The sequence below is a fragment of the Vibrio sp. NC2 genome, assembly GCF_025195005.1.
Taxonomy (GTDB): domain Bacteria; phylum Pseudomonadota; class Gammaproteobacteria; order Enterobacterales; family Vibrionaceae; genus Vibrio; species Vibrio splendidus.
In genome coordinates this window covers 733725-754619 of sequence record NZ_JANVFC010000001.1, presented here as the reverse complement: position 1 = coordinate 754619, position 20895 = coordinate 733725, and the positions used below count along the sequence as shown (strand labels likewise).

Sequence of the window (20895 nt, the reverse complement as noted above, 5' to 3'; positions counted from 1 at the left end):
TTTTGCGTTTTACCTAATGGAATGGTTCAACAGTGTGAGACGAAATGATGCTTAAACCTAGCGATACATGGAGTTGGTATTACGATGAGCAGCAATGTTCATTGATGCTAAACCTCGGAGAGGATATGATTTTTAAAACGAATCTGGTCCGCAATAAGCTGGTGGACTGCGCTTTTAAAGATAATGAATTCACTGTTGATGATGCATCTTCCTACCAAACCTTCAAAGAACAAATTTCTGGCTTAGAACTGTCTGAGCCACGCCAAGCCGAGCTTGCACTTTATTGTGTGGCTGCAAAGCGTTTCCATAAGCCTGTACAGCCTAAAAGCTGGTTCTTCGACTCACAAGGCGCTGGTCATGAATATCCTCAAGAAGGGGATATTGTACAAATGAATAACGAGCATAGTCTTGGTTACTTCATCGTATTAGAAGTAGGTGAGTGTGCGAGCTTATGTGCATTTGTAGACTTAGAAGAGTTCCTCTTAACGCCTTCAAAAGGTTTACGCTTTGGAGACTCGATTAAAGTCATGCACGATAGAATGACTGATGCAAATGCCATCCTTCATCAAACGCATATTGCTATGGTGGGTTAATCTCTAACCTCTAATCTAGAGCATCACTAGAGCATCACTAGAGCATCACTAGAGCATCACTAGAGCATTATTTCGACCAACCATCGCTACGAATAAACCTGTAATACCTTCCCCATAATCGGCTTAATAGCCGATTTTTTTGTGCCTAAAAAAGCCTATCTCAATAAATACGACGTAGTTCATTCATTTGAATGACGTTGTTCACTTATTTAATTTGCAAAAAACGTATCTTTTTTAACCTCAATTTCGACCAGTTCTCTCATTATCGATAGCGGGTTTCCTCTGTTTATTCCCTGTTTGGGGTCTTTTGTTGCTAAATTTCAACCTAAATTTCAATCTGGTGTATACCAATTTAAGGGTGAATATAAATGCACTTAATGGTTTAGGCCTATCGATGAGTGTTATTTCTGTGAGATTGAGAGTTGTTGTGTTGTAAGGGCGTGCGAGTAAGCGATCGCTTCATGACTGAGCATTTGCTAAGCAGTTAGTCGAAAGATTCAATGAAAAGACGAGTTTAGTGTGATGCTCTGGTAACAAATTCAGGTATAATCGAGCTCATTTTTATCAATAAAAGAACACTATGAATCAATATCTAGCGGTTACCTCAAATGGCCTTGAGAATTTATTAGTTGAAGAACTAACCCAACTAGGGATTACAAACGCAAAACCTGTTCAAGCAGGTGTTAAATTCAAAGCCACCAATGAGCAAATTTATCGTTGTTGTTTGTGGAGCCGTTTGGCTTCTCGATTTGTACGTGTCCTTTCCGAATTCACTTGTATGGACGACATGGATCTTTACCTATCAACCACAGCGGTTAACTGGGTAAATCAATTCCATAGCACTAAGCGTTTCGTTGTTGATTTCAATGGTACGAACAACGAAATCCGTAATAGCCAATACGGTGCGATGAAAGTAAAAGATGCCGTTGTAGATTGCTTTGAGAAGAAGTCTTTACCGCGCCCATCTATTAGCAAAGAAAATCCAGATATTCGTATTCACGTTCGTCTACATCGCGACAAAGCGATTCTTGGTGTGGATATGGTAGGCAGTGGCCTTCATCAACGTGGCTACCGTCCAGAATCAGGTCGCGCACCACTGCGTGAAACTCTTGCTGCAGCGATTCTTCTTCGTAGTGGTTGGGATGCAACGAAACCTTTCCTTGACCCTATGTGTGGTTCAGGCACGTTAGTGATTGAAGCGGCGATGATGGCTGCAAACATGGCACCTGGTGTGAAACGTCAGAAATGGTGTTTTGAATCACTAGAAGATTTCGAACCAGAGCTTTGGGCTGAAGTGAAAGCAGAAGCGAACGTTCAAGGCCGTCGTGGCGTTAAGAAAGTAGAATGTAAGCTCTTCGGTTATGACAACGACGAACGCATGATCAAAACGGCGCGTGACAATGCACGTCGTGCTGGCGTTGAAGAGTTGATTGAATTCGAAGTAGGTGACGCAGCAAAGCTTAAACGCCCTGCAGAGTTCAATGATGGTGTGATTGTGTCAAACCCGCCTTATGGTGAGCGTTTAGGTACAGAGCCTGGCTTGATTGCACTCTACACAGCATTTGGTGCTCAACTGAAGGCTGAGTTTGGCGGTTGCAACGCGTCTATCTTCTCAAGTTCTGATGAATTACTTAGCTGCTTGCGTATGCGTGCAGACAAACAGTTCAAACTGAATAACGGTGCGTTACCGTGTCACCAGAAGAACTACTCAATTTCAGACCGTCCTATGTCTGAGCGTCCTACTGGCGAGCAAGAGCAGCTGATTGCTCCTGATTTCGCGAACCGTCTTAAAAAGAACATCGGCAAAATCGGTAAGTGGGCTAAGAAAGAGCAATTAGACTGCTACCGTATCTACGATGCTGACTTACCAGAATACAATGTTGCGATTGACGTATATCCGGGTCACCTTGTGATTCAAGAATACGCAGCACCTAAAGATGTGCCGGAAGACAAAGCTAAGCGTCGCTTAACCGATATCATCCGTGCGTCTATTCAAGTGACAGGCGTTGAAGCAAACAACGTCGTGCTTAAGGTTCGTCAGAAGCAGAAAGGCCGTTCTCAATACCAGAAGATGGCTCAAGACTCTTCTAACCTAGAAGTAAACGAATACGGCGTTAAGCTGATTGTTAACCTTCATGACTACTTAGATACAGGCTTGTTCTTAGATCATAAGATTACTCGCCGTCGTATTGGTGAGATGGCTAGTGGTAAAGACTTCTTGAACCTGTTTGCTTACACAGGCAGTGCTTCTGTTCATGCTGCAGTCGGTGGCGCTCGCTCTACAACGACTGTAGATATGTCGAACACGTATCTTGAGTGGGCAAAAGAGAACATGGAGCTGAACGGCCGTGTTGGTCGTCAACATCAATTTGTTCAAGCTGACTGCTTACAATGGTTGGCGAAAGAGCAAGGATCTTACGACTTGATCTTTATTGATCCGCCAACGTTCTCGAACTCTAAGCGTATGGACCAATCTTTTGATGTTCAACGTGACCACATCCAGTTAATGGAAGATTTAAAGCGTCTTCTAAGAGAAGAAGGCACGATTGTGTTCTCTAACAACAAGCGTCATTTCAAGATGGATATGGAAGGGCTGGAAGAACTGGGTCTTAAAGCTCAGAATATCTCGTCTAAGACGTTGCCTCTGGATTTCTCTCGCAACAAGCACATTCATAACTGCTGGTTGATTACTCATAAGTAATTAAGAGATTGTATAAGGATATATAGTGCTGACTCTCTACAGTACAGAAGGGTGCCATCTATGTGAGATGGCATTCAAACTCACGGAACAGCTGAATATAAGTCATCAGATCAATGTGGTGGATATCGCATTGGATGATGAGCTCTTCTCCCGTTACGGGGTCACTATTCCGGTACTCAAATTTGAAAGCTCTGACTTGTCTAAACACTCAGAGCTTAACTGGCCTTTTGGCTTGTTAGAACTTAACGATTGGTTAAAGAAGAATGGCATTACTTACAATTCATAATGGGCAATTAGCGTTTGGTGATCACCCATTATTAGATGGTGCGGATTTCGCACTGCAAGAAAACGAACGTGTGTGTTTGGTTGGCCGTAATGGTGCAGGTAAATCAACGTTGATGAAGATCTTGTCTGGTAACATCATCATGGACGACGGCAAGATGCAGATCACACAAGATGTGGTTGTATCTCGTCTAGAGCAAGATCCACCGCGTAATGAGCAAGGTTCTGTTTACGAATACGTCTCGGGTGGTTTGGCTGAGGTAGGTGAGCTGCTTAAGGAATACCACAACTTACTTGATGTGATTGCAGAAGATCCTAGCGAAAAGAATTTAAATCGCCTTACTCGCGTTCAAGAAAAATTGGATCATGCAAATGCTTGGCGTTTTGAAGATCGCGTAAGTAATGTTCTTGCTGCACTTAAACTCACAGCAAATACTAAACTGACGGAACTGTCAGGTGGTTGGCAACGTAAAGCAGCACTTGCACGTGCGCTTGTATGTGACCCTGACGTATTACTGCTTGATGAGCCTACCAACCACTTGGACGTAGCTACGATCGAATGGTTAGAAGCTTTCTTAAAAGATTTCCGTGGTTCAATCATCTTTATCTCGCATGACCGTGCTTTCATCAAATCAATGGCGACACGCATTGTTGATCTTGACCGTGGCAAGCTAAGTTCTTTCCCTGGTGATTACGACAACTACTTGTTAGAGAAAGAAGAAGCGCTACGTGTTGAAGAGATGCAAAACGCAGAATTTGACAAAAAGCTAGCGCAAGAAGAAGTTTGGATTCGTCAAGGCATCAAAGCGCGTCGTACGCGTAATGAAGGCCGTGTTCGTGCTCTTAAAAAGCTTCGTGAAGAGCGTCAAGATCGTCGTGAAGTACAAGGTAAAGCGAATATCCAAATCGATACGTCTGCACGTTCAGGTAAAATCGTATTTGAAGCAGAGAACCTTAACTTTGCATTTGAAGGCAAAGAGATCGTTACAGACTTTAGCTTCAACATCATGCGCGGTGATCGCATCGCACTTATCGGGCCAAATGGCTGTGGTAAGAGTACGGTGCTTAAACTGCTTCTTGATCAACTTAAACCTGATTCAGGTCGTTTGCATTGTGGTACTAAGCTGGAAGTGGCTTACTTCGACCAATACCGTGAAATTCTAGACCCTGAGAAGTCGGTGATTGATAACCTGGCTGACGGTAAGCAAGAAGTAACAGTAGGCGGACGTGAGCGTCATGCACTGAGCTACTTACAAGATTTCTTGTTCTCTCCTAAACGTGCTCGTACCCCTGTTAAAGCACTATCTGGTGGCGAGAAAAACCGATTGTTATTGGCTCGTATTTTCCTTAAATCGAATAACTTGTTGATTCTCGATGAGCCTACCAATGATTTAGATATCGAAACATTGGAACTTTTAGAAGATTTGCTTGCCAACTATGAGGGTACGTTGCTTCTCGTGAGCCACGATCGTCAGTTCGTTGATAATACGGTAATGACGAGTTGGATATTTGAAGGTAACGGTGTAGTTGAAGAGTTTGTTGGTGGTTACCATGATGCTCAGAAGCAAAGAGCACAAGCACTTGAGTATCGTCAGGTTGAAAAGCCAGCAAAGACTGAAAAAGTTGTTGAGGAAACTCCCAAAACTGCTCCAGTTAAAGCTAAACCTAAGAAGTTATCGTATAAGCTACAACGAGAACTAGAAGCGCTACCAATGCGTTTAGAAGAATTGGAAACTCAAATTGAAACTCTTCAGGAAGAAGTCAACGATCCAAGCTTCTTTTCAAAATCTGTAGAGCAGACACAACCAGTATTAGATAAGCTATCTGCAGCAGAGCAGGAGCTTGAAGTTGCTTTTGAGCGCTGGGAAGAGCTCGAGGCACTACAACAGGAAAGTTAAGAAGTAATAATGACTTGTACTAAATTTAAATTAACAACAGTTGCAGCCCTAGTTTTGGCTGCAACTAATGCGAATGCTGCGCTTTATGATATTGTTGAGGTTGAGGTACCAACTTCAATAGTACTCGGTGATGTCCAAAACTCTTTTGGTGTTGCTATACAACCGGGTTCGGCGAACGATGGAACCAATGATTTATTGTTAGGTTGCTTTGACTCAACGGCCACAAATTGCTCAAATGCTCCTAACGAAGATCCAGCAGATAATAAATTTTTAGCTGCTGTAGAAGTTAGACTTGCCCAAGAAGGTTTTGGTGACAATAAAAAACTATTTGAGGAAGGCGTGAGCTACCGTGAAGAAGTTCCATTCGCGATGGATGCAGCATTTCAATACATTCAGGAATTCAAAGATTTTGAAAACTATTGTGATCGTGAATTAAAGTACAACACTTGCAATTCTTGGGCTGGCGAGCGTTGGAATACATGGAGCAGAGAAATAAATGACTTAAGTTATGTTAGTGCGCAAGCATTTGTTCAAGGCGGAGCATCTATAAGTCAATACAACGTTGTTATTAATTCTCTGAATAAAATTGGTTCTCCATTGGGTATCCAATCGAACGGTAGTGATATTCGTCATAATGCCGTTGCAACAGTTCCTCTGTCTGCTTCTTCTGAATCTCGAGCTTGGGGTGCACTCACTGTTGATAATGGTGGTACTGACATCATTTACAACTTTGGTAGTATTTCAGTCAAAGGACCAGCGACAGGTACTTCAAACACTACATTTAGTTCTAAAGCTGCGATTTGGAAAGTTGGTGAAGTTCACCAATTTACATGGACACAAGGTGATATTCCTCAAACCGGAGATTATTTTGCTCAGGGAAGCATGCGTGGTCTGGTGGAGAGTTCAGGAAACCTGTATGGCGTTGGTTTCGATACAGTAAATGGAAGTGGTGATCTACAAGACATGAACGCAAGCGTTTTTGTGAGTGACTCATTGGATATTTCTGGTGCTACTTGGACGACTAAAGTAATCAGTGGTACTGAGGTTAATTCTGGGTCTTCTAATAATGACGCTAGATACAGTAACTCTGTAGCGACCGATATTAACGATAACTTGTTTGCTGTCGGTTATTCTAAACGCAACGGTTATGTACCAGAGAGTGGTAGCGCAGGTAACAAGATTTTCGTTGTAACTGATGCATCAGCATCTACTCCTACTGCAACATACTTGTCTGGTGGTATATTCTTTGGTGGTTCGAGCGGTGAAGCTAAAGCAGTTAACAACTTCAATGAGTTTGTTGGCCAGATTGACGCTGAGACGACTCGTGAAGTAAATGGTAGTGAGCGTAGACACCGTGGCTTTATTTATCCTTATAATGTTGCTTCATCGAAAGATGAGCGTCGTGTAGACATCTTCAACGGCCAAGCTTGGTGGTTAGATGACCTAACAAATGATGGCAACGCTTCTGGAGAAAACAACAAGTTCCGAATTATTGATGCTTCTGATATCAATGATGCAGGTGTGATCTCAGCAACAGCTATCAAGTGTACCGTTGGTGGAACAACACAACCATACGATACAACGTCACATAACTCATATTGTGGTGGAGCGTCATCTAACGCAGTCGAAGAAGTTGTCGCGGTTAAGTTGGTTCCTATTAGCGGTGCTATTAAAGAAGATATCCAGACTCGTAGCACAGATACAGTAAAAGTTGACCGCCAAGGTGCAGGGTTAGGTTGGTTAGGTTTGACTGTGCTTGGCCTGTTAGGGTTCCGTAGAAAATTTAAATAATTTTATCTCTTGAGCCCGAGTTCACAATTCTGAACTCGGGCTTTTTTTCGCCTTGAGAAAAGTGCAAAAGTGGTCGACTCTTAAAGTTGGAGTCAACAAAACTCCACGAAGTTGTAATCATTGTATGTTAGTAAACGAACACCCGTATGAGGACTGTACTATGAAGAGACAAAAGCGTGATCGCCTAGAACGAGCACAATCTCAAGGTTACAAAGCTGGTTTAAACGGCAGGTCACAAGAAGCTTGCCCATACAGTCAAATGGATTCTAAATCGTATTGGTTAGGTGGTTGGCGTGATGCCAAAGATGATAAGCATTCAGGTCTCTATAAGTAGATAGGGCGAACATATTCAAAGGTCAAGGCTCCATGTTGTATAACAGCTGGAGCCTTGTTAGTTTCTGAGAACCATACAAGGCCTTATAAACCGAGAACTGGCTGATTAGAAAGTGATTTAAGGTTGTTTCGCTGGTGGACATATAATTGATGAGAGTTATTTTGTCACATCTTGGTGCACTATAACTAAATTTGTTGGGATGAAAATAAAGCAACCATTGGCTGCTTTATTAAAAATCTAACTATTAGACTAGAATGCTGATGTGTCTTGGAAAAGACCAACTTTCAAATCTTTAGCAACATAGATCTCTTTACCATCAACAAGAACGCGACCGTCTGCAAGGCCCATTACTAGGCGACGGTTAACAACACGCTTCATGTGAATTTCGTAAGTTACTTTTTTAGCCGTAGGTAAGATTTGGCCAGTGAATTTAACTTCACCAACACCTAAAGCACGGCCTTTGCCTTTGCCGCCAACCCAACCAAGGTAGAAGCCAACAAGCTGCCACATTGCATCAAGGCCTAGACAACCAGGCATTACTGGGTCGCCAGGGAAGTGACAGTCGAAGAACCATAGGTCAGGAGTAATATCCAGTTCAGCAAGAATCAAACCTTTACCGAAATCACCTTCAGTCTCAGACATTTTAGTGATGCGATCCATCATCAACATGTTCGGTGCTGGTAGTTGAGGACCTTCTGGCCATAGTTCGCCTTGGCTTGATGCTAGAAGATCTTCGCGAGTGTAAGAATCACGTTTGTTTTGCATTATCAATTACTCCGATTTTTGATAGGTGCATATTAGTGAACCGGTGTACGCTAAACAAGTCCGATCAGTACTAGACAAACCAGTTTTTAATGCGTCCAACAATTCCAATTGGGTGCTCATGTCTTTCAAAATTTTCAATACGTTCCGCGATTTTACTCAGAACGCTTTCTTGTTCTTCGTCCCTAAATGGTGCGTTCATAATAAGAGGAATCGCTTCATCTACATTAGACACAGACCAGATATGGAACTCTTTGTTTTTGATGCTTTCAATTAGGTCTGGCTTCAGAGCAAGGTGTCTTAAGTTAGATCTTGGAAGGATCACACCTTGTTCGCCAGTTAGCCCGTTGTGTTTACACACATGGTAGAAGCCTTCGATTTTCTCGTTTAGCCCACCAACGGCTTGTACACGACCGAATTGGTCGACAGCACCGGTTACCGCTATTTGTTGATTGATAGGGTATTCTGACAAAGCACTTACCAGAGAGCAAAGCTCAGCAAGGGAAGCGCTATCGCCGTCAACTTCGCAGTATGATTGCTCAAACACAACAGAAGCAGCATATGGCAACGGATCTTCAAGGTTTAGCGCGCTGCTTACGAACGCTTGCATGATCATCATGCCTTTAGCATGAAGGTTGCCACCAAGCTCTGCTTTTCTCTCTACATCGGTAATGTCGCCATCGCCAAAGTGAATAACACAGGAAATACGAGCTGGTTCACCATAAGAAATAGGGTGTCCAGGAACGTCAATAACCGTCAGGCCGTTAACTTGTCCTATTTGCTCACCCTCTGTTTCTATGATGACTTGGCCATCTCGAATATCATCGAGAGCACGTTCAGGAAGGTAAGACTCGCGGTTGTATTTGTGTTGTTGAGCTTGCTGAATATGGTGAATATCAATGTCACCATTGTCCGCTTCAACTAAAGCTTCGCTCAATAGCGCATTGTGCCAAATAGGGCATAAAGGGATATAGCTCTGATCTTCAGTCTCACGCGCGCCAGCGGTAAGAATCCCAATTAGTGCCTGTTGCGTAATGTATGGGAGGTTATAACGTTGCTGAAGCCATCTTAGATACCCAAGATATTGGGTCAAAGTATCGTGTGAAAGCTTAATATCTTGTTCTATTTCACTGAATAGACAAAACCCTGTTTGAATATCGCCATCTAGATAATCCAGATCACCAAGCTGAGCGCGGTCTCCGACAACAATCAACTTAATGTTGTATGTCAGTGCAGCGATAGGCGTTTGATTTAGATGCTCTGGAAAACTGCTAATTGGTTCGACTGCTTCACCGAGAAGTGCGGATTTCAATAACAACCAACTTCCTGGATTTGCAAGGATCAGATTCGCTGAGACAACGAGGTAGCCATTGTTCGCTCTAGAAAGTAGACCTGGCTTTGTCGCTACAATTTCACCATTTTTAGACTGAACTTGGTCAAATAAAGCGGCTGCATTTAAAGATTCGGTTTTTATAACAGGCTGAGCATCGTCTTGTAACTCTGTCGTCAAAGATTCAACGATAAGTTGACGATAGATTGAGTTGTCAGGCGCATTAACAAGTAGAACTCGTGAAAGATTGGATAGGCGTACAAAACGGGTTAGCGCATCTCTAAATCTATGTTGAATATCTGAGAATGTGAAAGGAGAGATGTCAGGAAATTGCTCTAGTTGAGCGCTATATTCATCGTACTGAGGCGTTACATGTCGCCAATCTACTTGAGTCATTTAAATGTCTGATTATGATAATAAGGTAGGGAGTATATAGAAAAACCGAGGACTCATATAGGTCTATGTTGTAGTTACTAAACACTAAGCTAATATAAGTATGATCTTGGTCTATTCTTTCAAGACAATAATTGTTAAGTGACCTATTATGGGTTACGCTGTCACTAGGTTAACTCTCGAGATTAGACATGAAATATCAGCAGCTTGAAAATTTAGAATGTGGTTGGAAATGGAACTACTTGGTAAAAAAATGGAAAGAAGGTGATTCGATCACTTGCCATATAGATTCAAGTGAAGCTGATGTTGCCGTGAAAGCTTTGTTGGAGCTAGAACACCAACCTACAGGGGTTCTTGAGTGGATCTCAAATAACATGTCGCCTGAGCTTGATAACAAACTCAAGCAAGCGATCAGAGCCAAACGTAAGCGCCATTTCAACGCTGAGCAAGTTCATACTAAAAAGAAGTCTATCGATCTTGATTATCGAGTCTGGGAGAAGTTATCTCAACGAGCAAACGAACTTGGTTGTACGTTATCTGATGCGATAGAGTATTTGGTTAGCGAAGCGTCTCGAAGTGAGCAGGCCAGCAAGACAGTTACTAGCCTTAAAGAAGATTTGAGTAAGCTCCTTTCTGACGATAAATAACCGTCAACAGTAGTGGTGACATTATGATGTATGTAATCTTAATTGGTGCAGCGTTGGTTTTTTGGTTAGTCGCAGTTGATCGGCCGGTATTGAAAATCAAATTTAGTGACGGGGCGATCGAACAAGTTAAAGGTCATCTTCCACCGAGCTTTAAGCACAACCTTCAAGAAATTGGCCACAATAATTCCTTCAAGGGTGAGTTGAAAGTGTATGCGAAGCGCTCTGGTTACAATCTCAAATTTACTAAAGATGTACCTAAAAGCGTTCAACAACGTATTCGTAACGTATTTCCGCATAATGGATTTAAATCCAAAGGTTCAAAGAAAGCGTAATTATCGAGAATTACGAGTTATCTGGTAAAACGTCATACTTAGTTAATTCTTAATCCCCCTAAACTGCAAGCATACTGTTCTCCCCCCCAATAAAGAGAGAGCAGTATGAGATATCTAATATTTCTGTCGTGTTTTTTATCCCCATTAGTTTTTGCCGACGATGCATTGGTTAACCCCGTAGCCAAAAAAATCAAAGCCACAGTGCTGGAAGGGCTCAACAAGAGTAATATTGATTTTGATGGTTATTGCGACCTGATGATAGAAATGAAGCACTCTAAAGGTTTTGCCAGAATCAAAAAGGTTAGGGCATCTGGCGATAGCAAAGTATGCAAACAAGCTAAAAAGCACTTACCGAGGAAGAAAAAGTTCAAATACAGCTTTCCTGAAAAGTACATCCGCCTCCATATCTCAGAATAATCCGACATCATGCACTATAACTAAATGATCTTAATTTTATTGAAACAATTACGTGAACCAATCTCTAATTTCTATTAATATTAGTTTTATTATAAAGGCAGAGTATGCCGATAAAAGAGCATTTAGGGCAAAGGAAAATCACGGTTGTTGTTAGCACATAAAAATTACACCCCTGAAGTGATTGAGATATCTAGAAAAGTCTCAATCAATGTTGAGGCTCGCTTTAATCGGTGGCTGATCTCACCGGAATATAAACTCGAGCAATCTACGGTAGATACATTACTGAGTTTGGAAAATAAATACTGTGATAGCGTTATATTTGATGAATCTGACCGCATATCTCGCAATCAACGTATTCTATTGCGTTGTGAACAAGATAGAGTTAACGCTCATCGTGAGAAAGTCGTCGCGAAGCAACAAACATTGCGCTACGTGGTCGATGATGTCAGTAATGCCGCCACTGCGCTTATGCTTGAGAAGCTTCAAGGGACCTTAATAAGCACATTGTTTTCAGAGCTACCAGACTACAACCAGTTTGCTAGTGTTGCGTATACGCCATCCTTAAACTTTTCTAAGATCCATCAGGTTTTAGATACGAGCAAATTGTTGAGTTCAAATTTAATAGAGTTTGTTTCCAATCCGGAGTTTTCTGAGAAATACGGTAGAAAGTCTAAGGTGATTCTCGACCCTAAGGTTGCAGCACAGCAGGTAGGTATAGACAACTGTCGTTTATTGTTTCCATTACTAATGAGCCAGAAACTAATTAAATGGAACGATGCTAACATCAAACACATTACTCCTAAGGTTTGGCAACATTTAGTCGTAACTTCTAATGCGACTCGAATTCGACTTCAAGACACGTCGATAAAGGATCCTAACGTCGGTATTCTACTGGGTGTTTTGAGGGTTCTGCCTTTGTTTTTGATTTGTAACCATTTTTCTTCAATATTTGAAGATGCATTGGTAAAAACGATGCTTGGCTATCGTGAAGCAAGTGACAAGCATGATGAGTATTATGCTTGTACTGAAATCCTCCCAAACACACAGTTTCTCGAGACCATGGTAGATCAATTGGATCTTAAGCTACTCAAAAATTTTGTTGAGTTTATAGATTGGAGCCCGGGTAACCAATTTATAAAGGAGGCGCTTCTAGAGGAAGTGAATGATATTCCCGTGCTAGAGCGAACAGTTTATGGTGCAGCTCTCGCTCAGGGAAGAAAGTTTTCTATTTTTGAAGCGTTAGATAACAGCGAATTGTTTAACGTTAAGCATCGCCCTTATTGGTTTTCCACAGTTCAAATGTCTATAACGACAATTGAACAAATGCAGAGTAGAGTGCCTGGAAAACTGACAACGAATATGTAAATAAGAGAAGGGAGCCACATTAAATGCGGCCCCCTTTTCTTACACTGTAACTTTTGATGGGTACTGTTATTTTTAATAAGAATCAGTTGGTTATATTATTTTAACTGACCACTTCGAATGTAAACGACTCTTGTTTGGCTGTTGCGTGTTTAACGGGAATACCAAGGCGTTGGCAAGTCATCAGAACTTTAAGCTTCCTGTCGGCAGGAGCGTGTTCAGAGAGGATTACAGAACTTAGGCATTCTCTATTAAGGTACAGCTTATTGCCGAGCATCTCCTCATCAGGCAACACCCAGCGATATTCCTTTTCGTAACGCCAATTAGAATGCTTTATCTTGAATATTTTTGCTTCCAATTCAGATGTTTGGAATTCCCCCAACGATTCTAAGCGGAACATACTTAGGTCGTCTTCATACTGGACTTCAAAGCAATCGAGCTTGGCCTCACCATTATAACAATTGAGATCATACTCGATGCACATGCCTTTAAAGTTGTCGCCATACTGAGACCATAGTATTGGATGGTCACTTGACTGAGAAAAACACATAACCTTGAAATCGTTTTGAAGTTCTTTATCGAGCAGATGGTTAGAGTCAAATGGGTTATTAAAGGTCTTAGCGTAATCAAACCATAACGAACATTCGGCAATAGATTGTATGTTTCTGTCGTGGAGAGATCTGAACTTATAAAGTTTAGGCAACATATCAAACACCTAGTTTACAACATTGCTTGATGTTAACACTTTAATTCATAACTCATACCCGAATGCATAGCATTTGATTGCTCAATCACCAAATTTATTGGTACAACTGTTTGATAGAACAAAATTTAAACACGAAATAGTGACCGGTTTAAGTGGTTTGTTTTGCAGTTGAGTAATAGCGAACTAAAGTAGGTTAGTCGCAAATAAGATACAACGTAACTTTTAAGACTAAATGGCATAGGCTTAGTATTGAGAATCGTAAGGCTAATTTAATAAAGGAAGTGTTCTAGTTAACTCTTGTGTGTTTCTTGCACTTGAAAACATCGTCGAGTTCTTGCTTTGACTCTCGAACCTGACGATGCATGTCTTTTGGGTATTGAGCGGGCTTAGCAAAGCGATGGTTAAAATCGGCGATGAAGTAGGGAAGCCAGGTGTTGGCTTGTTCGATGGTGTCGATACCTTGTAAGCGCATCTCTTTAACCAGTCGGTCTTGCAGCGTGAGGTTGGCTCGCTCAACGCGGCCTTTGGCTTGGGAGCTGTTGGCACAGATGAATTCTATCGCCAGTTCTTTTCAACACGCGCCCGTATTGAGTTTGGCCAACTTGTTTGTGTTTCTCCTGATTCACTCGAAAAATCGAGTGCTTGTCACTGTAAAATGCGATGGGCTTGCCGTGCTCATTGAGGTATTCACGCGTGGTCAGCATGTAATCAAACGCGGATTCTGTCTCACTGAATCTTAGGTTCATCAGACGGCTAGTCGCATCATCAATGAACACCAATAGGCAGCATTTGTCACAGCGGCCTTCAAACCAGTCATGATGGGAGCCGTCAATTTGGATAAGTTCACCCAAGCAATCACGACGGTAACGAGGCTGATAGACTCGAGGTTTGCGTTGTGAATGTGGAAGCCACAGTCCGTCGGCGATCATCCATTGACGTAAAGTTTCGTTTGATATGGGCAAGTTGTGCAGCTCAGATAACTTTTCTTGAGCGAGTGTTGGTGAGAAGTCGCTGTAGTTTTCACGGACAAGGCTTAGCACCGAGTTTCGATAACCACTTGAATAACGATGATTGCTAGGCTTACCGCGAGCGCGATGAGCCAATCCGCTCGCACCGTATTTACGAAGTCGGTTCATCAGGCGTTGGATGTGACGGACACTCAAGCTGAGGATCTCGGCAGCATCGGCCCGACGTATCCGTCGCTGACACACATCTTCAATTACTTTAAAACGATTGATCTCTGAATCACTCATAGTCACCAGCATGTTGTTATGTCCATAGCGTTTACCAATATCAATTAAGCCTAGTGGTGATGAGCTAAAGGGACATTTCAACTTTGGAAAATAGTGACATTACAACTTTGCGCTTACAGGTTCTGTCAATCCCATTTTAAAATGTCCTCATTTGCCCCAAATAGAAATGTCCCGTTATTAGGTCTTTCGACTGGAGGCTTTGAATGGTTCGGTGAGGACTGGGTTGATGGTTCGAGGGGCTGTTTGAAGGGCTCTTTGTTGTGCACGGCGCTTGGGGGCTTTCTTACTGCGGGTTCGTTGCTGTTGTTGTTCGAATTCTTCTTGTTGTTGCTGAGCAAATTTTAAAACTTGGCCGAGGCGTTTGTTGTCGACGACTTGGGTTTGTTGAACGTGCTCGAGTTTATCGAAGGTTTTGAATTCGAGTTTTCGATGCCCGTATTGGATGGCGATTTCACCGTTTGGGTAGTCGAGTATCTTGACGTTTTCGTGCGTTAATCGGCTGTTTTCTTCGGTAGGCTCAATGAGATAGATCACTTTATCGTATTGAAATGTCAGCGACTTTGAGAGCTTGCGGGTTTCTTGCCAACTGAAAATATCGTCGAGTTCTTGCTTGGATTCTCGAACCGGACGATGCATGTCTTTCGGGTATTGAGCGAGCTTAGCAAAGCGGTGGTTAAAATCGGCGATGAAGTAGGGAAGCCAGGCGTTGGCTTGTTCGATGCTGTCGATACCTTGTAAGCGCATCTCTTTAACCAGTCGGTCTTGCAACGTGAGGTTGGCTCGCTCAACGCGGTCTTTGGCTTGGGAGCTATTGGCACAGATGAGTTCTATCGCCAATTCTTTCAACACGCGCCCGTATTGAGTTTGACCAACTTGTTTGTGTTTCTCCTAATTCACTCGAAAAATTGAGTGCTTGTCACTGTAAAATGCGATGGGTTTACCGTGCTCATTGAGGTATTCACGCGTGGTCAACATGTAGTCAAATGCGGATTCTGTCTCACTGAATCTTAGGTTCATCAAACGGCCAGTCGCATCATCAATGAACACCAATAGGCAGCATTTGTCGCTGCGGCCTTCAAACCAGTCATGATGGGAGCCGTCAATTTGGATAAGTTCACCCAAGCAATCACGACGGTAACGAGGCTGATAGACTCGAGGTTTGCGTTGTGAATGTGGAAGCCACAGTCCGTCGGCGATCATCCATTGACGGAGTGTTTCTTTAGAGACGGATAGATTGTGTCGTTCAGTCAGTTTTTCCAGAGCGAACGTTGGTGAGAAGTTCACGGATAAGTTTCAGTATTTCAATTCTGAAATGTTCTGAGTAGCGTCGATTACTTGGGCGTCCACGCGCTGCGTGTGTAAGACTTTACGCGCCAAGAGAGATCAGTTGGTTCACCAAACGTCGGATATGACGCGCAGATAGATTCAAAATGACAGCAGCGTCAACTTGGCGTAGTCGTTTTTCACGTACGTCAGTAAGCACCTTGAATCGATGAATATCTTTTTCACTCATAGTAATAAGCATCCGGATAACTCCTAAGCAGACAAATATAGGTAAGCTTAGGAGGACATTTTAAAATGGGTCAAACCGGACATTACTATCTGGGGCTTACAATTTAGTGCGTATTATGTCTGATTATGTTTAATGGTGCATATCTTATAAATTCACTGCAACCTCTTGTATTTAGAGGTTTTATCATTGAAGTATCGCGAAATGAGTAAGAATTACATTTTTCGAGAGTTAGAGTGCCAAATGACAAAGGAAGAGGTCGCCGAATTGTGTTTTAAATCTGTGAGAACAGTCACAGGATGGGACGAAGGAAAACCGATGCCACCGGAATGTAAAAGGCTTATGAGGATGGCGAAAGGTCGGGAACTGAGTGCTAGTGAAGATTGGGAACAGTTTAAAATGCACTATGACAAGTTAGAAACTTCTACAGGGCAGCGAGTAACACCGCAACAAATTTTAGCTGGAATCGCATTATTAGAAATACAATCTGAGTTAGAGATAAGGACTTCAACATATTTAATAAGGGTTGCTAGGGCGCTAGCTAAAATTATGAGATAAAAATAAAGCTCCGAAAGGAGCTTTTTAGTATATTTCTATTAAACAACTTCTAGAGCTTCCGGCCAAATAAAGTAAGGTCCAAAGCGTTTGCTGTATTTTGATTCAGCACCTTGTTCCTTACCGGATTCAGTTAACGTGTGTTTTCCACCTTCGAATGAAAGGTATCCTTTAGTCACACAGGCTTGAAGAAAGTCATCAGTTTTGAGCTTATGCTTTTTAGCCAGTTTAGAAGAAGTAATCTTGGCTTGTTCATCAACTGTAGTTGATTCTTCAGTAGCAGCTGACTCGGCTGAGTCAGAAGAAACCTTTTCTAATGAAATTCTAACTTCATCACTAATGCGAATAATGCGCTGAGCTTCATCGTAAGAGTCTTTATAAATCTCTGAGTCTTCATCTCTATCAATGAAGATACCCATTTCATTGTTGTTCACCTGGCTGAACTCATATAAGTTCAAGCTGGTAATGATACAAGAACTTTCGTTCATGTAGCACTTAGCATGAAGGTTCTTACAGAAACTAGTACGAACGAAAGATAAGCCTTTAAGCCAGTTAATCTCATCCGGTTGTAGTTCGCTTTTTCCATAAACAATTCTGATGTCGATTTTCAATCGATCTTTGTCTTCTAATAGCTCTCTGATGCGGTCATTAAGTTTCAGGAATGGGCTGATAAGTATCAGCCGTTCAGATGCATTCTTAATGAGTTCTTCGAGATAATAGTTTGTAGCACTGGTGTTTAAAAACTTAGCCATTTCATATCCTTGACATATAAAATCTAACGCATACTAAGTTACGGTTTAACAAAAATTAAATCAAGAAGCTAATCTTGTATCTAAAACACAGCGCATAAAGCCTAGCTATATAGGTTAATGAGATCTAGAAAATAAAAGCCGCAATGACTGCGGCTAAAGAGAACTTATTACTAACTTTTCTTTTTGTCGGGAACTACACCATCTTTTACGAATCTTACACCACTTGGTGGTGGCGGTGGTGGCGGTGGTGATTTAGGTTTATTCATCGTGTACCTTCCTTGGAGGCGGTGCCTCTCGTTTAGTTCGGTCAACAGAACTTTTTACTACTCTAATCCCTGGAGGAGGAGGAGGTGGTGTCGGGGCTGCTGGCTGGATTGGTGTATTTGACTTGTCTGTCACTGGAATTGACTCCCTGATATGTTGTTTGTTCAATAAGAATAGGCTTTGTGGGGTGTTTTAAGTCCAACTTAAATCCTACGAAAATTAAAAATGCAATTAAGAATGGCAAAAATGATATTACTAACCATTTTGTTGACTCAAATGCCTTCTGAGAACGCTTATCGTTTAACTGGCAATTGTGATGAGTGCTATTGATTAAATTTATACGTATAAATTTGTTTAAATCGTTATCAGACAAATCTTTGTAAGATTCAGGACTGTGTTCTTCATAGTGATTTTTAAGAACTAAGTGATAATCGTCAAAAACCTTTGGTGTCTCGATATATTGGTACACATTTCCATAGAAAGCAGTAACTGAGTAATACAGGCTTCTTAAAATGAATATGGTATAAATACCAATCAAATTGTAGAACATTATTGAAATTAGTTTGTTACTTTCGAAATCTAGTACTTGAAGCATATACGACAATAAATTAAGCCATGCAAATGTAAACACTAAGATAGCTTGTAAGCGCATATCAATTTTTTGCTTCATCTCTAACTCGTGGTAGTACAGTTTTTCATAAAATGTGAAATACGAATCTTGATACATTTCTTCAAATAACCTAAAACTAATTTTGTCTGAATATCATACATGAAACTGATATAACCTTTCATGTAATCAATAAAATTTGGATAGAACTATCGCATAAATTCTGAACTTAACACTACATCGTGAGATTTCAAATTTTATAATAAATGCTAGCAGAGTTCGCGGAACTAAGTTGGAGCATTGAATTTACCCCCGTGATACAACACGGGGGTTGCTGCCCACAGCGTCGCGCTCGCTGTTCAGCTCTCACGACTCACGCGAAGCTGTGAGCAGAATAGAAAGAGTTGTGAGTTAGATGGGTTGCAGTAGCAAAAAGCCCCACTAATGCTGTGAGGCTCTGCTAGGGTGATCTTGGCAATGTGAAGGGCGGTGATGTGGTTTCATCAAGTCAGCTACGCTTCGCTGCTTATCGGGAACCTGACAGCATCATTCTAAATTACTTTCGTGGGTTCCCTTATCCCTGCGGGGCTAGTCCACGACAGACTGAAGACCTTTTAATGCATCGAGGTAATCAGTTACTGCCAACTCATTGTCGTAGAGCTTACGCTTCAACTTCTCATTGAGTATTCGTTCTTTCTGGTATAGCTCTTGATATTTGAGCGCATCATAGCCGCCTTGAACCAAGGCTTTCGACATCGTAGATGTTCGCGTCAGTTCTTTTAGCTTGGATAGCATTTCTTCGTGTTGGTCAGTATCTCTAATCGTAATAGCCATCATTTTTCCTCGATGCCGGTTTATCCTGGTTTGATAATGATAGCATTTTGAGCTATTTGTTCCAGGCTAAAGTGCTCGTTTTGATAGCAATATATCAACCTCGATCAACTCACCGGTTCGCTTTTTGATAGCACTACCTAATTACTCTACATACTGAAGATATCGACAGACCTTTGAACATCCTCAACTCTTCCACTCATCAAGTCGTTACTTTCAGAAGCGATAGCAACGCCACTCGATGTAGGTGGACACGTTAAAACCCTTGATACTGATTTAGAGCGCACTTGAATCAAGCAATCATCAATCAATTCAAAGCGGTAGCCGTAGCGATTCAACACAGCCGAGCGTATATAAAAAGTATCTACACCTTTATCTATCCTAAAGACAAAGTCCGAATACTCACCAAAGCCCTTTGGATAAACCGTTTTATTTATGGACGTAAGATAAACCGCAGTAGAGCCATTAAACACAGGAAAAGCATCAAAGAAAGGATTCACAGCATCAGGAAGACTTTCAACAGAAGCTTGAGAAGTAACATTGCTAGAACCCACCCGAACAGAACTTTCCCCATCTTGGATAAGAACATTTTCAGATACTGGAACGTTAACCGAATTGGATAGAGTAGGCGAGTTGGGAACGGCAGCTGGCGCATCAACCGTTTGAACTTCACCCACATCAGAATCAGATAGTACATAAGATAAATCCCATAGAAACTTGCCAATGGCCACGACCCCAATAATGATCGCGAGAATGAATTTTGGAGACTTCAAAACCGAGATATCGGATTTAGTGGCGTTAAAGCCTCCGGTTCCTGTGGACTGATAAAGCGCGAACACATCAACAGGAACTTTCTTGGTGGTACTACTGGCCATGTCGGCCTTAGTGGAAGGAGCTGTCTTAGTGGATTTTGGAGGGTGGTTAAAAATCCTAGGCTTACGACTTCGAAAGAATGTATCTGTTGAGCGATGAGAATAAGCTTCACCGGCACACCCTTTCAACCAAGTGGGGATTGCAGTGTAATCAGGTGTAAGCATGACAATATCCCATTGGTATTTTCTATGTCGCATGAATGCACCGTAGAAGTCGAACGGGTAGAGCAGTCTGTTATTTTCATCGAGTTGGGTTCGTTCACAATCATCAACGTCACCCACTTCAAACGAATCAGGGTCAACCGGAAGCCAACGGGAATAGAACAATTCTGAAAAGTCTTTAGGTAAGTAATCTACGAACTCAGAAAAGGGCTTTTGTAAGAACTTTTCACGCTTAAATCCTGCTTCGGGACAATACAAATCCTGACACTCATCAATCACAACGAATGCGCCAAGGGGCATCCAGTTAAACCAATTTTGCCAAAGCATTACTCCCTCAGAAGATCGTGTGAAGATCCTAATCAAGCGTGCTGAATCTGGAAACTTTTCACCTAACAATTCTTCGATAGATTCTTTTGGTTTCAAGCCCTCAATATTCGTGACAACGATACGACCCTCACGCAAGGCAGGGAGGATTTCGAACCATGTAACATAAGCGGTTTTATAAGCCCCGTTAGAGCCATGACGAAAGGAAACAGCCATA

Annotated in this window: 18 protein-coding genes and 2 pseudogenes; 11 read left to right on the top strand and 9 right to left on the bottom strand. The window is 41.9% G+C overall.

From position 1 onward, the window contains the following. Positions 1-44: 44 nt before the first annotated feature. From NX845_RS03625 to rmf, 6 genes are all read left to right on the top strand, one after another. Complete coding sequence (locus tag NX845_RS03625; RefSeq protein WP_004733648.1) at positions 45-593, top strand: cell division protein ZapC; 549 nt, start codon at positions 45-47, stop codon at positions 591-593. 580 nt (positions 594-1173) lie between these two features. Then, positions 1174-3294, top strand: coding sequence for a bifunctional 23S rRNA (guanine(2069)-N(7))-methyltransferase RlmK/23S rRNA (guanine(2445)-N(2))-methyltransferase RlmL (gene rlmKL, locus NX845_RS03620; RefSeq protein ID WP_065682442.1), 2121 nt, complete (start codon positions 1174-1176; stop codon positions 3292-3294). 25 nt (positions 3295-3319) lie between these two features. Beyond that, positions 3320-3580, top strand: coding sequence for a glutaredoxin family protein (locus NX845_RS03615; protein ID WP_017077217.1), 261 nt, complete (start codon positions 3320-3322; stop codon positions 3578-3580). After that, positions 3558-5474: an ABC transporter ATP-binding protein gene (locus NX845_RS03610; RefSeq protein WP_017082212.1), complete on the top strand. Its 1917-nt coding sequence runs from the start codon at positions 3558-3560 to the stop codon at positions 5472-5474. Before NX845_RS03615 ends, NX845_RS03610 begins: the two co-directional genes overlap by 23 nt. A gap of 9 nt (positions 5475-5483) precedes the next feature. After that, a complete protein-coding gene (locus NX845_RS03605; RefSeq protein ID WP_065682441.1) occupies positions 5484-7265 on the top strand; it encodes a DUF3466 family protein in 1782 nt (593 codons plus the stop codon). A gap of 160 nt (positions 7266-7425) precedes the next feature. Then, positions 7426-7599, top strand: a complete 174-nt coding sequence (rmf, locus tag NX845_RS03600; protein WP_017074275.1) for a ribosome modulation factor — start codon at positions 7426-7428, stop codon at positions 7597-7599. Between the two features lie 249 nt (positions 7600-7848). On the opposite strand, the gene fabA is transcribed toward rmf, so the two are convergent. Further along, on the bottom strand, positions 7849-8364 hold the full coding sequence (gene fabA, locus NX845_RS03595; RefSeq protein ID WP_010440782.1) for a bifunctional 3-hydroxydecanoyl-ACP dehydratase/trans-2-decenoyl-ACP isomerase: 516 nt from the start codon (positions 8362-8364) through the stop codon (positions 7849-7851). 70 nt (positions 8365-8434) lie between these two features. Continuing rightward, positions 8435-10087, bottom strand: coding sequence for a Lon protease family protein (locus NX845_RS03590; protein WP_065682440.1), 1653 nt, complete (start codon positions 10085-10087; stop codon positions 8435-8437). A 188-nt stretch (positions 10088-10275) separates the two neighbouring features. Between NX845_RS03590 and matP the strand changes: the two genes are divergently transcribed. The 4 genes from matP to NX845_RS03570 all read left to right on the top strand — a co-directional run bounded on the left by matP (position 10276) and on the right by NX845_RS03570 (position 12845). Further along, positions 10276-10731, top strand: coding sequence for a macrodomain Ter protein MatP (gene matP, locus NX845_RS03585; protein WP_004733655.1), 456 nt, complete (start codon positions 10276-10278; stop codon positions 10729-10731). Positions 10732-10754: 23 nt separating this feature from the next. Then, positions 10755-11063: a DUF3634 family protein gene (locus tag NX845_RS03580; protein WP_017082208.1), complete on the top strand. Its 309-nt coding sequence runs from the start codon at positions 10755-10757 to the stop codon at positions 11061-11063. 105 nt (positions 11064-11168) lie between these two features. Then, positions 11169-11480 carry a hypothetical protein gene (locus NX845_RS03575; RefSeq protein WP_017094068.1) on the top strand — a complete coding sequence of 104 codons (312 nt, stop codon included), beginning with the start codon at positions 11169-11171 and terminating at the stop codon, positions 11478-11480. Between the two features lie 144 nt (positions 11481-11624). Next, on the top strand, positions 11625-12845 hold the full coding sequence (locus NX845_RS03570) for a hypothetical protein (protein WP_017094067.1): 1221 nt from the start codon (positions 11625-11627) through the stop codon (positions 12843-12845). Positions 12846-12945: 100 nt separating this feature from the next. On the opposite strand, the gene NX845_RS03565 is transcribed toward NX845_RS03570, so the two are convergent. From NX845_RS03565 to NX845_RS03555, 3 genes and pseudogenes are all read right to left on the bottom strand, one after another. Continuing rightward, positions 12946-13548 (bottom strand): DUF2971 domain-containing protein, encoded by a 603-nt coding sequence (locus NX845_RS03565; protein ID WP_065682439.1) that lies wholly within the window; start codon positions 13546-13548, stop codon positions 12946-12948. A gap of 316 nt (positions 13549-13864) precedes the next feature. Beyond that, positions 13865-14801 (bottom strand): annotated as a pseudogene (locus NX845_RS03560) (ISNCY family transposase); the annotation flags it as partial. Positions 14802-14978: 177 nt separating this feature from the next. Next, a pseudogene (locus NX845_RS03555) lies at positions 14979-16314 on the bottom strand (ISNCY family transposase). A 186-nt stretch (positions 16315-16500) separates the two neighbouring features. Between NX845_RS03555 and NX845_RS03550 the strand changes: the two are divergent. Then, positions 16501-16869 carry a phage protein gene (locus tag NX845_RS03550; protein ID WP_171308293.1) on the top strand — a complete coding sequence of 123 codons (369 nt, stop codon included), beginning with the start codon at positions 16501-16503 and terminating at the stop codon, positions 16867-16869. A gap of 38 nt (positions 16870-16907) precedes the next feature. Here NX845_RS03550 and NX845_RS03545 read toward each other — a convergent pair whose 3' ends face one another. The 4 genes from NX845_RS03545 to NX845_RS03530 form a co-directional block, all read right to left on the bottom strand. Then, positions 16908-17618: a phospholipase D family protein gene (locus tag NX845_RS03545; RefSeq protein WP_260256534.1), complete on the bottom strand. Its 711-nt coding sequence runs from the start codon at positions 17616-17618 to the stop codon at positions 16908-16910. Positions 17619-17946: 328 nt separating this feature from the next. Beyond that, complete coding sequence (locus NX845_RS03540; protein ID WP_171308291.1) at positions 17947-18552, bottom strand: hypothetical protein; 606 nt, start codon at positions 18550-18552, stop codon at positions 17947-17949. 525 nt (positions 18553-19077) lie between these two features. Continuing rightward, positions 19078-19323, bottom strand: a complete 246-nt coding sequence (locus NX845_RS03535) for a hypothetical protein (protein WP_260256533.1) — start codon at positions 19321-19323, stop codon at positions 19078-19080. A gap of 146 nt (positions 19324-19469) precedes the next feature. Further along, positions 19470-20894, bottom strand: a complete 1425-nt coding sequence (locus NX845_RS03530) for a zonular occludens toxin domain-containing protein (protein ID WP_260256531.1) — start codon at positions 20892-20894, stop codon at positions 19470-19472. Between the last annotated feature and the right edge of the window lies 1 nt (position 20895).

Bases quoted from the DNA above. Each gene is read 5' to 3' on its own strand.
- NX845_RS03625 (WP_004733648.1), top strand. From the start codon at position 45: ATGATGCTTAAACCTAGCGATACATGGAGTTGGTATTACGATGAGCAG.
- rlmKL (WP_065682442.1), top strand. From the start codon at position 1,174: ATGAATCAATATCTAGCGGTTACCTCAAATGGCCTTGAGAATTTATTA.
- NX845_RS03610 (WP_017082212.1), top strand. From the start codon at position 3,558: ATGGCATTACTTACAATTCATAATGGGCAATTAGCGTTTGGTGATCAC.
- NX845_RS03605 (WP_065682441.1), top strand. From the start codon at position 5,484: ATGACTTGTACTAAATTTAAATTAACAACAGTTGCAGCCCTAGTTTTG.
- rmf (WP_017074275.1), top strand. From the start codon at position 7,426: ATGAAGAGACAAAAGCGTGATCGCCTAGAACGAGCACAATCTCAAGGT.
- fabA (WP_010440782.1), bottom strand. From the start codon at position 8,364: ATGCAAAACAAACGTGATTCTTACACTCGCGAAGATCTTCTAGCATCA.
- NX845_RS03590 (WP_065682440.1), bottom strand. From the start codon at position 10,087: ATGACTCAAGTAGATTGGCGACATGTAACGCCTCAGTACGATGAATAT.
- matP (WP_004733655.1), top strand. From the start codon at position 10,276: ATGAAATATCAGCAGCTTGAAAATTTAGAATGTGGTTGGAAATGGAAC.
- NX845_RS03580 (WP_017082208.1), top strand. From the start codon at position 10,755: ATGATGTATGTAATCTTAATTGGTGCAGCGTTGGTTTTTTGGTTAGTC.
- NX845_RS03575 (WP_017094068.1), top strand. From the start codon at position 11,169: ATGAGATATCTAATATTTCTGTCGTGTTTTTTATCCCCATTAGTTTTT.
- NX845_RS03565 (WP_065682439.1), bottom strand. From the start codon at position 13,548: ATGTTGCCTAAACTTTATAAGTTCAGATCTCTCCACGACAGAAACATA.
- NX845_RS03545 (WP_260256534.1), bottom strand. From the start codon at position 17,618: ATGGCTAAGTTTTTAAACACCAGTGCTACAAACTATTATCTCGAAGAA.
- NX845_RS03540 (WP_171308291.1), bottom strand. From the start codon at position 18,552: ATGAAGCAAAAAATTGATATGCGCTTACAAGCTATCTTAGTGTTTACA.
- NX845_RS03535 (WP_260256533.1), bottom strand. From the start codon at position 19,323: ATGGCTATTACGATTAGAGATACTGACCAACACGAAGAAATGCTATCC.
- NX845_RS03530 (WP_260256531.1), bottom strand. From the start codon at position 20,894: ATGGCTGTTTCCTTTCGTCATGGCTCTAACGGGGCTTATAAAACCGCT.